8 protein-coding genes, 1 pseudogene and 1 riboswitch are annotated in these 11,934 nt (G+C 46.1%); of the genes and pseudogenes, 4 read left to right on the top strand and 5 right to left on the bottom strand.

All coding sequences use genetic code 11. The annotated features are described in order from the left end of the window. Positions 1–441 (top strand): annotated as a pseudogene (locus NFR98_RS12560) (hypothetical protein); the annotation flags it as partial. A gap of 21 nt (positions 442–462) precedes the next feature. Here the strand turns inward: NFR98_RS12560 and NFR98_RS12555 are convergent. Then, positions 463–1,098 (bottom strand): Bax inhibitor-1/YccA family protein, encoded by a 636-nt coding sequence (locus NFR98_RS12555; protein WP_061577210.1) that lies wholly within the window; start codon positions 1,096–1,098, stop codon positions 463–465. Positions 1,099–1,249: 151 nt separating this feature from the next. Further along, a riboswitch (SAM riboswitch) is annotated at positions 1,250–1,352 on the top strand. Between the two features lie 138 nt (positions 1,353–1,490). Here NFR98_RS12555 and NFR98_RS12550 point away from each other — a divergent pair. After that, positions 1,491–2,594 carry a 5-methyltetrahydropteroyltriglutamate--homocysteine S-methyltransferase gene (locus tag NFR98_RS12550; protein WP_251460224.1) on the top strand — a complete coding sequence of 368 codons (1,104 nt, stop codon included), beginning with the start codon at positions 1,491–1,493 and terminating at the stop codon, positions 2,592–2,594. Positions 2,595–2,714: 120 nt separating this feature from the next. Here NFR98_RS12550 and NFR98_RS12545 read toward each other — a convergent pair whose 3' ends face one another. The 4 genes from NFR98_RS12545 to NFR98_RS12530 all read right to left on the bottom strand — a co-directional run bounded on the left by NFR98_RS12545 (position 2,715) and on the right by NFR98_RS12530 (position 8,926). Further along, positions 2,715–3,950 carry an L-lactate MFS transporter gene (locus NFR98_RS12545; RefSeq protein WP_251460222.1) on the bottom strand — a complete coding sequence of 412 codons (1,236 nt, stop codon included), beginning with the start codon at positions 3,948–3,950 and terminating at the stop codon, positions 2,715–2,717. Positions 3,951–4,395: 445 nt separating this feature from the next. Next, the gene (locus NFR98_RS12540; RefSeq protein WP_014097305.1) at positions 4,396–5,145 is read right to left on the bottom strand and encodes a LytR/AlgR family response regulator transcription factor; all 750 of its coding nucleotides are present in this window, start codon (positions 5,143–5,145) and stop codon (positions 4,396–4,398) included. Next, the gene (locus NFR98_RS12535) at positions 5,105–6,805 is read right to left on the bottom strand and encodes a sensor histidine kinase (RefSeq protein ID WP_193352492.1); all 1,701 of its coding nucleotides are present in this window, start codon (positions 6,803–6,805) and stop codon (positions 5,105–5,107) included. Before NFR98_RS12535 ends, NFR98_RS12540 begins: the two co-directional genes overlap by 41 nt. A gap of 1,104 nt (positions 6,806–7,909) precedes the next feature. Then, positions 7,910–8,926 (bottom strand): asparaginase, encoded by a 1,017-nt coding sequence (locus NFR98_RS12530; RefSeq protein ID WP_035183786.1) that lies wholly within the window; start codon positions 8,924–8,926, stop codon positions 7,910–7,912. A 471-nt stretch (positions 8,927–9,397) separates the two neighbouring features. Here NFR98_RS12530 and NFR98_RS12525 point away from each other — a divergent pair, with 471 nt between their 5' ends. Continuing rightward, the gene (locus NFR98_RS12525) at positions 9,398–10,966 is read left to right on the top strand and encodes a multicopper oxidase family protein (RefSeq protein ID WP_014097300.1); all 1,569 of its coding nucleotides are present in this window, start codon (positions 9,398–9,400) and stop codon (positions 10,964–10,966) included. A 364-nt stretch (positions 10,967–11,330) separates the two neighbouring features. Next, a complete protein-coding gene (locus NFR98_RS12520; RefSeq protein ID WP_017550125.1) occupies positions 11,331–11,915 on the top strand; it encodes a TetR/AcrR family transcriptional regulator in 585 nt (194 codons plus the stop codon). Positions 11,916–11,934: the final 19 nt, after the last annotated feature.

Here is an 11,934-nt window from a genome sequence, read left to right as displayed (position 1 = left end):
CCCACCTACTCATTGGTGCGATTCGCACCTTCACATTCCTTGAGGATGGGAGACTTCTTTCGGAAAGCCGTTAAAAACCGGACGGACGATTATCATGCAATTTTGTTTGAAACCCGTCTGCTCGGGCAAAAAGCGGTGTGCATCAGTGGCGAGGAAGCAGTCAAAATGTTTTATGACCCGGAAAAATTCAAACGAAACGGGGCTGTGCCGAAACGTATTCAAAAAACGTTGTTTGGCGAAAATGCGATCCAGACGCTCGATGGAAAAGAGCATCTCCACCGGAAAGCGCTGTTTTTATCGCTGATGGGGCCGGATGCGCAGCAGCATTTGGCACAAATGGTCCGGGCAGCATGGGAAGCGCGCATCCCCGAATGGGAGCAAAAAGACCGTATTGTTTTGTTTGACATCCAACATGTGAAAAAGAAAACGCCTGCCGGTTAATGGCGGGCGTTTTCTTTTTTCTCAATCGTCGCTTCCCAAAATGCCGAGAATTTGCAAAATGTAAATAAACAGGTTGATAAAATCAAGGTACAGGCTTAAAGCCAAAAGCGGGACCATTTCCTCGGAAATGCCATGGTGCTTCATTTGGTTAAAGTCAAAAACAACATACAGGGAAAAAACAATCGCGCCAATGAAGGAGTACGCGAGCATCCCGGTTGAGGTTAACGGGCTGAAAATGCTGAATATTCCGATGAAGATCAGCGCCAACAATGCGACAAGCAATGCGGTGCTTAAAAAGCCAAGATCCCTCTTGGTAACGGCCCCAATAACGCCCATCACGGCAAAAATGCCGAACGTGGAACCAAAAGCGAGCAGGACGACCTCAGCACCGGCCTGGGATGCATAATAAGCTACAACCGGATATGTCGTAATACCGGAAATAAAGGTGAAAGCATAAACGAACAAATACCCGACGCTCTTTTTCCTTCTTAACCAGAAAGCGGCGATGACCATTGCAATTTCTGCAACCATCAGCGGCATCATAAGCGCAGGCGGAATGAATCTCCCCGTATATAAACCCGCCGTTGCAAACAGCAGTGAAACGGCAAAGACGCCAAGCACTTTCTGGAATACAGGCCTTGATTGTATGGCCTCCATAAAATCCCTCCTTTGTTTTTCTTATTACTATTATATTTTCACATCGCCCCTGATTTCAATCTTTCCGTCCCATTTTAAAAAATTTTGCGAATGCCCTTGACAAAAATGGGTGAAACATTTAAAGTGTATTTAAACTAAATAATATTTAAAATTCTTATCCAGAGAGGTGGAGGGACTGGCCCTTTGAAGCCTCGGCAGCGGTCTTTTTTAAAGAACTGTGCCAATTCCAGAAAGCAATTGCTTGAAGATAAGAAGAGCGGACGGTTCTGTTTTGCAATCCATACCTCTTCTTATTGCCGAAGAGGTTTTTTTAATGGGCCCATGCAGCTAAAAGCAATTTCTTTCTGCGCACAGCAGCTGTTTAAAAAAATATGCAGAAAGAGGGAATCATGATGACAAAAACATTAACAAAAGCGCCGTACAGAGCAGACATTGTCGGAAGTTTTTTGCGCCCGGCCCGGCTGCACGATGCGCGGGAAAAATTTGCAGTGGGCACCATTTCGGCGGAAGACTTGCGTGCAATTGAAAATGAAGAAATCCGCCATCTTGTCGACAAACAACTTGAAGCCGGCCTTGAAGCAGTAACGGACGGGGAATTCCGGCGAAGATTCTGGCATACGGATTTCATGGAGCATTTGAACGGGGTGGAAGGGTATGTACCGAACCATGGATACCGGTTTGTTGGCATTGAAACAGAAGCTTATGACGTCCGGGTAACCGGAAAAATCTCCTTTAACCCGGACCATCCGCACATAAAAGATTTTATTGCGCTGAAAGAAATCGCCGGGGACAGGGCGATTGCGAAAATGACCATTCCAAGCCCGAATCAGTTTTTCAATGCCGGGATCCGCAATGAAGACATTTACCCGGATCTTGAAGAATACACAAATGATATTATCCAAACTTACCGGGATGCGATCAAAGCTTTTTATGATGCCGGCTGCCGCTACTTACAGCTGGATGATGTCTATCTTGCCGGCCTGTGTGCACCGAAACTGCCGTTTACAGACAGTGACCTCAAGAGGGAAAGATTGATTGATCTCGCTTTACATGTAGCTAACAGCGTACTGGAAGGTAAGCCCGATGACCTGACCATCACAACCCATCTGTGCCGCGGCAACTACCAGTCAAAATGGGCTTTTGAAGGCCCGTATGATAAAATTGCCCCGAAAATCTTTGCAAACGAAAAAGTAGACGGGTTTTTCCTTGAATACGACGATGAGCGTTCCGGCGGGTTTGAACCGTTAAAATACATTCCGGAAGGCGGACCGAGAGTCGTGCTTGGCATTTTTACATCGAAAAAGGGAGAGCTTGAAGATAAGGAACTGATCAAAAAACGAATTCAAGAAGCATCCAGATATGTACCGCTCGAACAGCTTTGCATCAGCACCCAGTGCGGCTTCTCCTCCACCCACCACGGCAATCTTTTATCGGAAGAACAACAGTGGGAAAAAGTAAAATATATTGTGGATACCGCAAAGGAAATTTGGGGATAAACCGGAAAAACCCGCTGGGCAGCCAGCGGGTTTTTTATCCGTCAGGACCGTGATTCAAGCACGAATCCCTTTTTCTTTTCATACAAGCTGTTTGTTCATAATTGAAGCGCACAGCCAGCTTTAATGCGAATGCTGGGCACGACCAACACTCCGTCGAACCCCGTGTGTGCGGGCTGCTTCTTCAGCCGGTGATTTAATGAAAAGCGTAATCGCAAAAGAGATCAGGCAGAGAATCGTGATCGCATGGAATGTCGGCATAAAGCCCCCGAGAAGAGAAGCAATGACCGATCCGGATAATGCGCCGATGCCGAACCCTTGGTAAATCACTGAATAATTGGCGCTTTGATTTTTCAGACCGAAGAAGTCTGAAATAATAGCCGGAAATACGGTGACATTTCCGCCGAAACCGAAAGCAATCGCTGCAACACAGATAAAGAACAAGGCGAAATTTAAGTGGGCATAGCTTAAAACGGAAACCGCAATGGCCGTTGCAAGCAGCGTCCCTGATACCACTTTCATTCTTCCAACATGGTCTGATAAACCGCCGAGAATGAGCCGTCCGATTGTGTTAAAAACGGCAATGAGTGCAACTGCATTGCTGGCCGTCGCAACATCCAGCCCGACAAGCCTCGTGCCGATGTCTTTTACAAGGCTGATCAGATACAAACCACTCATACATGCAGTGAAGAATACGATGAATAAAAGGTAAGCTTGTTTCGTTTTGAGCATTTCTTTGATGGTAAAATCTTTTCCGGCCGGTTGTTTGGATACAGTACCGGATGTGGTTGCATTTTCTGCTTCTTTCAAGAGGAAAGATCCGCCGGTGATCATGACAATCGCAATAACCCCCCAGCAAAGGAAAGCCTGTGTGACGCCAAACGAACTGAGGACGGCACCGTTTATAAACTTAAATACCAGGCTGCCAGTCCCGTACGCCCCGACGGAGATGCCTGAAACGAGGCCTTTTTTATCCGGAAACCATTTCATTAAATTGGATAAAGTCGTGATGTAAGCTGTCCCGTCGGCATAACCAACGATAAGCCCTGCCAACAGATAGAGCATCCAAAGTGTAGGTGCAAATGCACTCAAGATTAATCCTGCGCCAAGCAAAATGCCGGAAAAAGCAACCAGGCGGCGCAGACCCCATTTTGCCTGTAATTTTGTGGCAAACAATGTCGATACCGCAAGTGCCAGGCTTAAAATGGAAAACGTCGTCGATACGGCACTCAATTGCCATCCAAATTTATCAACAAGCGGCTGGTTAAACAAACTCCAAGTATAAACAGTACCAAGCCCCATTTGTACAATCAGCGTCCCCAATACAATCAGGCTGCGGTTTGCTTTTTGTTCTAACATGTCCGGTTCCTCCCGTTTCTTCTGTCCTTTTCTACAGCTCAAATTATAGTACGAAAATAAGGAGGGAACGCATTTTCGGAACGAGAATGCTTTAAAACGGAATAAACGGTATACAAAAAGGAATGGACGGCATAGGACCAACCGCTTCCTGAAACTTTCCCGCTACATGTCCATTCAAGATGGCATATGGATGAATGCAGACATGCCAATTTTTACGCGCAAACGGTATGACCGGAAGCAAGCCATGACCGCTTTTTCGGCGTAACACCTTGAAGGATGGCATATCGGAAAGCAGGCATTCTAACTTTTCACGTGCGAACGACCGCAGTGCACAAAACAGACCATGCTTATTTTGTCACGCCCGTCCCGGCAAAAACAGGAAAAGCCGGCATGCACTTTTCGTGTTCATGCCGGTCGCTTTTCCTCCATGGCTGGACGCTTTAGTTTAAAAATGCATCAGCGCTTTAAACTGTTTCACATTTCTTCTGCTTACCGGAATTTCCGCATCCATCCCGTTTAAGCGGAGTAAATACGTTTGATTGAACCACGGCACAATTTCCCGGATTTTTGTTAAATTCACAAGATAAGAACGGTGGCAGCGAAAGAAAAGATCCTCAGGCAAAAGAGACTGGAACTCTGATATCGCCATGGGCATTTCAAACGTTTCCTGTTGTGTATAAACAAGCGTGATTTTCTCCTGGGCGGCGCAGTAAAAAATATCGTTTGCATCCGCCACAATAATTTTCTCGCCCTTGCGCAAGTTCACCCGCTCTTTCCGGTGCAGCCCGCCGTTTCGCGGCACAGCCCCTTCTTCCCCCAGCAATGAATGCTCTCTTTTATACGCAGCCTCGAGCCTTTTCAACATGGCGGCAATTCTTTTTTCTTCATACGGTTTTAAAATATAATCAAATGCTTCTAGTTCAAAAGCCTGGACGGCGTGTTCCTTATAAGCCGTTGTAAAAATAATATACGGTTTATGCGCAAATTTGCTGATGCTGCCTGCCAGCAGCATGCCATCCAGGGAAGGAATATTAATATCGAGAAAAATCGCATCTGTTTCATGTTCCTGCAAAAATTTCAACACATCCAGCCCATCTTCAAAACAATCGGTAATTTCAATCTCACTGTACGTTTCAATCAAATACGCCAATTCTTCACGTGCCGGTATTTCGTCTTCCACTATAATGGCTTTCATATTCTCCCACCTTCGGAACCTCAAAATAAACTTCTGTTCCGGGATTCAGCCTTCTAATGACCAGACCGTTTCCATAAATCAGTTTGACACGGCGATGGACATTATAAAGGCCAATCTGTGTGACCGGCATATTATCCTGATAAACATGCTCAATCACTTCTTCCGGAATGCCTGCCCCTGTATCCGTCACACTGATGCGTACTTTATCTCCTGCCTCTTTGACGGAGATTTTTACGACTCCTGGCCCTTTTACTTTTAAAATCCCGTGGTTGATCGCATTTTCCACAAGCGGCTGGATAATTAGGCTCGGGATCAGCACGGATACGACGTCAATCTCATATTCAACCTGCAGGCGGCTGCCGAACCTCGCTTTTTCAATCTCAATATAGTCGCGTACTTGCTGCAGTTCTTTATTAATATCAATAAAATCGTCGGTCAATTCAAGATTATAACGCATAAAACCGGATAAGTTCATGATTAATTTTCTTGCTTTATCGGGATTTCTGCGGGTCGTGGAAGCAATTGCATTTAGCGCATTAAACAAAAAATGCGGGTTGATTTTTGTCTGGAGCGCCTTCCACTCCGCTTTATTGGCTTCTTCTTTGATTTCTTCGATGCGCGAAATTTCCATGAGCGTCGAAATCATCTGGGCAAGGCCGATTGCCATTGTCTGCAGGGAATAGGTGATTTTGTTCGCTTTTTTATAATAAATTTTCAATGTGCCGGTGACTTCATCCCGCTCTTTTAACGGAATAATCAGCAGGCACTGGATCTGCGGGGTCTGCTGGTCTTGGATATGGTTGCGGATCGTGATTTCCCCGCTTTTGATCGCAGTTTTTGTCAGATCACTGATAATTTCATGACCGATCTGGTACCTTTCCTGCCCGAATCCGACATAAGCCAGGATTTTTTTCGTATCGGTGATGGCAACCGCATCGGCGCGAATCTCGTTTTTAATAATGGCGCAGATTTTTTCTAACGATTCTGCATTGATGGCGCGGAAATAAGGCATCGTTTTATTGGCAATATCAAGCGCCAGTTTCGCCTGTTTTGCCGCCACAAATTCCTTCTCGCCCTCCACGCTTTTAATCAGCAGAACAATCAATCCGATATTGACGTCCCCCGCGATCATCGGGAAGGCAATTTTGGACACAATATCCACACCGGTGCTGAACGGGTGGGCAAAAACAAGAATCAAAAGCATGGTTAATATTTCACAAAACATCCCGGCTGCGATCCCGACGAACCAGCGCCAGGAATTTTTCACTTTCCTGCTGATCAGGCCGGAAATGACGCCGGCTGTAATACTCGTAATCAAGCACGGGATGGATGTCACCCCGCCAATATCTATTAAATAACGGTGCAACCCGGAGACAATGCCTGTGATAATGCCAACCCACGGGCCGAACAGGATGCCGCCTGATACGATAGCAATAATCCGCACGTTGACAAGCGACCCGTCCACCTTAATGCCAGAGTAAGTCGCAAAGATTGCAAAACTGCAAAAGACGGCAGTGATAAAACTCAGTTCAAAAACAGACGGCTGCTCTTGTTGAAAAATTTCTTTAAAACGCGGAATTCGCGTGATAAAAAATAAGCAAGTTAATAAAAGGGCAGCCCTCTCAAATATTTCCAGCAACATTTCAAATGACGTTTCCACTGCGCTCCCCCCCTCGTGAATGCCGGAAACTGCTTCTCAAGGCCGGATCTGGCGCCTATTTTCAATGTTTCCTAACAATTTGGCCGGTCTGGACCGTGAAGTTCGTGATAAAAGTCTATATAAAATGAACTTAAGTTTTTACATCTAGCCCGAGCATCCATTTGTTTGAGCACTACTTTTTGCGGTAGGCAAGAGAGCGGTAATATTTTGTTCATTTTATATAGCATCTATTTTTCAATGTTTCCTAACTCCAGTTTACTAAATTCCCCGCACAGTTGGTATGAAATTTAATGGAATTTATGACGGCGGTTTTTGCAAACGCAGAAAAGGCCTGTGTTTTTGTGAAAAATGAACATAGTGCAGTCCTATGTAAAAAGCGATGATATTTTCATCGAATGTTAACGCGGGACGTTTCTAAGTTCGGGAAGGCACCCAAATTTTTGCTTTTGCTTAATGTAGAGCGCTTCTATGTTAAGGAAGCGGTCCAGTTTTTCGCCTTTCCTTAATGTAGAGCGCCTCTATGTTAAGGAAGCGGTCCAGTTTTTCGCCTTTCCTTAATGTAGAGCGCCTCTATGTTAAGGAAGCAGTCCGAATTTTCGCCTTTGCTTAATGTAGAGCGCCTCTATGTTAAGGAAGCTACACGAATTTTCGTCTTTCCTTAACATAGAACGCTTCTATGTTAAGGAAGCGGCACCAATTTTCGGCTTTCCTTAACGTAGAGCGCTTCTATGTTAAGGAAGCTACACGAATTTTCGTCTTTCCTTAACATAGAACGCTTCTATGTTAAGGAAGCAGTCCGAATTTTCGCCTTTGCTTAACGTAGAGCGACTCTATGTGAAGGAAGCAGCACCAATTTTCGGCTTTCCTTCACATAGAACGCTTCTATGTGAAGCGCAATCTCCATTTTGCCAAAAGTGAGCGTGGAGGGATGATACGTGAAAATCCGCACAAAATTGGGGCCAAAAAAATGCCGGGAAAACGCTGCGAACAAGGGCTTTCCAGCGGGATGCTAAAATGCATTCAACTAAAGACTTCCCCTCCCGCAATCTTTCAACCGTTTTCCCAATCTCGTGCCAAATCCAAGCAAGCGGCGATTGCAATCTTTCAGCCGTTTTCCGGAGCGCTTCCCCCCCAATCCCGTGACAAATCATAAGCAAGCGGCGTTTCGATGATCTTTTTCACTTCAGCGGGATCGTCCGTTTTGCCCAGCGCCCACATCAGTTTCGGCACAATTGCTTCCGTATTCATATCCCCGGAAACAATTACCGGATATTGCGCGACTTTTCTTCCGACTTCATACAAATACAAATCATGCCCTTCTTCCAGGCATTGCGTCGAAATCATAACAGCAATCCCGGCATCGGTCAATTCCTTGATTTTCGGCAGCAAGTTGCGCCCTTCAAACGGCACCCCGCCGTTCCCGAAACTTTCAATGATCACCCCGCGGTAATGTTCCTTTAAAAAATCAAAGATCTCCGGCTTTGTGCCCGGGTACAATTTTAAGAGAAAGACATCCGGTGACAGACTTGTCTCAATATGAAACGGCTGCTCCGAGGGTGACGGCCTCCAATGATAGTGCACCTCGTCCCCTGTTACATAAGCAACATACGGATGATTGATGCTTTCAAACGCATCGTAGCTTTTCGTTCGCATTTTCACCGCCCTTGTGCCAATGATCACGCGCCCGTCAAACACGACAAAAACGCCGCCAATCTCCTCACAAGCAAACCGGAGGGCGTTGAAAAGATTTTTCTTCGCATCCGTCTTTTTAAAACTGATCGGCACCTGTGAACCCGTCAGTACAACCGGCTTATTCAGCCCCTGCAGCATATACGACAAGGCCGCCGATGTGTATCCCAATGTATCCGTTCCATGTGTAATCAAAAAGCCGTCATACTGTTCGTAATGTTCCGCGACTGCTTCAGCAATTTGCACCCAATGTTCCGGCTGCATGTTTGTGCTGTCGCGGTTCATTAATATCTTTGCGGTGACATCGGCAGACAAAGCAGCACGCTGAAAATATTTCAGCAAGTCTTCTCCCGAAAGCCCGGGTTTCAGCCCTTCGTCCCCCTCGACGGAAGCAATGGTCCCGCCTGTTGCCAAGAGCAAAATTTTTTTCATTTGTGCCACCTTCTTTTCTTACTGTCTCGGAAACCAATATAGGTTATTATATGTTTTTTACTGTGAACGTTCAATTTTTTGACGTCTTCAACTCATTGGGTAAAAGCCTTCTGCATCAGAATTTTAACCTGTTCTTCAAATTCAATAAAGACTCTTTGTACCCTTTAATCATCCAGCAATTATTGATATCATATCCATGGGAAGATCTCTCTCTAGATGTTCATCTAGCTGTGTACATTTAGATAATAGAGTGTCTTCCCTTTTTTCCATTCATTTGCTCCTTCGAGTAAAATTTTACACATACCCTCGCATCTCAACCATTTTTCAAACATGCCTATGCTTTTGACACGGCGGCCAAATTCAGGCAAAAACGTTATCTTCGCCTCCGGTACCATTCGCCCTTTCCAAAAGCCTTGATGGCTCATATTCTGTTAGAAATGCACGGCATCAATTGATGAGGGAGTGGGGAGTTTGAGCCCAAATTTAGAAAAGTTTGTTGACCGCCTGCCGCTCGCGGAAAAAATCCGACCGGTGCGGGAAGAGGGCGGGATCGCATATTATGAAGTCACAATGGAAGAATTTTGGCAAAAGCTGCACCGGGATTTAAGGCCGACAAGATTATGGGGGTACAACCGCAGCTTTCCCGGGCCGCTTTTTGACGTACCACACGGGAAAAAGATACGGGTGAAATGGACAAATCATTTGCCGCAAAGACATTTCCTCCCGATGGACACCACCATCTTAGACGAGATGGGAACAGACTTTCCGGAAGTGCGGACTGTTGTGCATCTTCACGGCGGGGAAACTGAACCGGACAGCGACGGCTATCCGGAAGCCTGGTTTACACGCGATTTTAACAAAACCGGGCCGGACTTTAAAAAAGAAGTGTATGAATACACAAACAGCCAGCGTCCCGCCACTTTGTGGTACCATGACCATGCGATCGGCATTACGCGCCTCAATGTGTATGCTGGTCTGGCCGGCATGTATATCATTCGCGACCCAAAAGAAAAGGCTTTCCATCTGCCATCCGGCAAGTACGAAATTCCGCTGCTTCTTACAGACCGGACTTTCAACAATGACGGATCTCTTTTTTATCCGCGCCAGCCGCAAAATCCGGGACCCGAAACACCGGATCCCTCTGTCGTGCCGTTTTTTCTCGGCGACACGATTCTTGTAAATGGTAAAGTCTGGCCCTATTTGGAAGTGGAACCGCGAAAATACCGGTTCCGGATTGTCAATGCCTCTAACACGCGGGCCTATCGGTTATACCTTGATTCCGGCCAGGCTTTTTACCAGATCGGTACGGACGGCGGGCTGCTCAGGCGGCCGGTGCAAGTTGAAAATCTGGCATTGGAACCGGCAGAACGGGCGGATTTGATCCTTGATTTTTCCGAATATGCTGGGCAGACGATTCTTTTAAAAAATGACCTCGGTCCAAATGCCGATCCGGCCGACCAAACCGGCGATGTGATGCAGTTCAGAGTTGTGCTGCCGGTTGCCGGAGAAGACACAAGCCGCATTCCGCGGTCTTTATCTTCCATCCCGGTTCCTTCCAGCCATAACGTAAGCGCCATCCGCCATTTAAAACTAACCGGTGCAACCGATTCATACGGGCGCCCGCTGTTGCTGCTGGACAAAAAAAGATGGATGGATCCGGTCACGGAAACACCAAGGCTCGGCACAACCGAAATCTGGTCGCTTGCCAATACAACGGCTTTTACCCATCCGATCCATATCCATCTTATCCAGTTTCAAATTTTGGACCGCCGCCCATTTGACTTAGATTTATATAACGAAACGGGTCAAATCGTATACACCGGCCCTGCCACCCCGCCGGAACCGAACGAACGCGGCTTTAAAGATACCGTTGCCGCACCGGGCGGGCAGATCACCCGCGTTATGATGCGGTTTTCCCCGTATGCCGGCGACTACGTGTGGCACTGCCATATTCTCGAACACGAAGACTACGATATGATGCGGCCGTTCCAAGTCATCGATCCGGATTTGCCGGCATCAGACGGCCCCCTTTTGGATTAAAGGCTGCTTTCAAACGAATGGAGACCAACACCGGCTTGTAAAACTTTAACCGAGCGGAGATTTCTAAGCTGTTTTTCAAATAAATCACACAACCTCAATCCAGCCGGCGCCGGCAATTTTGACGAAATTAAAAGTTGTTTTTCAAGTAAATCAAGCCCGAAAATCCTGGTTCCCCGGATAAATTGTCATAAAAGGCCATTTATCCGGGAGCCAAAAAAACGGCAATTAAAAAAATTGTCACATGCAAGTTTAGCCACTATCTGGTATACTAAAAACGGAAAGCGGATTCATACCGTTATTTTTTTGCCGTTTATATACTACTTGACCAGATCATTCATTTGGTCAAAAAAGGGAGGGGGTTGCAATGGCAGACAGGAAAAAACTGATTGTGGAAGCAGCTGCGAAATCTTTTTCTGAATTTGGCTACAAGGCGACCACGATGGACCATGTAGCAAGAAGGGCAGGCGTCGGCAAAGGCACGATTTATACTTTTTTCAAAAACAAAGAAGAACTGCTCCAATATATTATGGAAAGCCTGATTGCCGAAATGAAACATTCAGCCGAAGAAGCGATTGATGCGCGTTATTCTTTTCACGAAAACGTCCATCACGTGCTGTACCAATTGCTGGAGTTCCGGTTTAAGCACCAGCTCGCCATCAAATTGTACGAAGAAGTCAATCTTGGCACACCCGAAGTAGTGGATGCCCTCCACCATGTGGAAGAATCCATTCTGAACTATATCAGCCAGTACATCGGGGAGGCGGTGCAAAAGGGCGACATTTATCCATGCGATCCAAAACTAACCGCATTTATTATGTTTAAAATGTATATTGCCCTGATTTTTGACTGGGAGAAAAATCATCCTCCCCTGTCGAAAGAAGAGATTTCAAAACTGTTTGAACTGTATTTTTTTAAAGGTTTATCGGCAGAAAGCCATGTGTGCTCATAATTGCAAAGGATTTCCATCT

The organism is Weizmannia agrestimuris (genome assembly GCF_943193165.1).
Taxonomy (GTDB): Bacteria; Bacillota; Bacilli; order Bacillales; family Bacillaceae_C; genus Weizmannia; species Weizmannia faecalis.
Note: the sequence above shows the minus strand (reverse complement) of the source record. Positions and strands in the feature narration are given on the sequence as shown.